The organism is Affinundibacterium nitidum (genome assembly GCF_014284155.1).
In the GTDB taxonomy this organism is placed as follows: domain Bacteria; phylum Pseudomonadota; class Gammaproteobacteria; order Burkholderiales; family Burkholderiaceae_D; genus Undibacterium; species Undibacterium nitidum.
Genome location: NZ_JACOFZ010000056.1, coordinates 1 through 260, shown reverse-complemented (window position 1 = coordinate 260; position 260 = coordinate 1). Strand labels below are relative to the sequence as shown.

At 45.0% G+C, this 260-nt stretch carries 1 tRNA gene; it reads left to right on the top strand.

Features of this window, described 5'->3' with window-relative positions:
* Positions 1 to 47 precede the first annotated feature (47 nt).
* Positions 48 to 124: transfer RNA gene (locus tag H8K36_RS19005), tRNA-Ile, on the top strand.
* Positions 125 to 260: the final 136 nt, after the last annotated feature.

Genomic DNA, 260 nt, shown 5'->3' with positions numbered 1-260 from the left:
AAGCAGGGGGTGATCGGTTCGAGCCCGGTAACCTCCACCAATTGACTGGGGCTGTAGCTCAGCTGGTTAGAGCACCGTGTTGATAACGCGGGGGTCGTTGGTTCGAGCCCAACCAGCCCTACCAAATCGAAAAAACAAATGTGAGTGGCGCGTGCGCTGTTGAGATTTGTTCTTTCAAAACGAAAGCAAAGTAATTAAGTAGTATCGTTCTTTAACAATTGAGAAGAAGTAAAGTAGAAATAATCAAAATTATTTCGTAG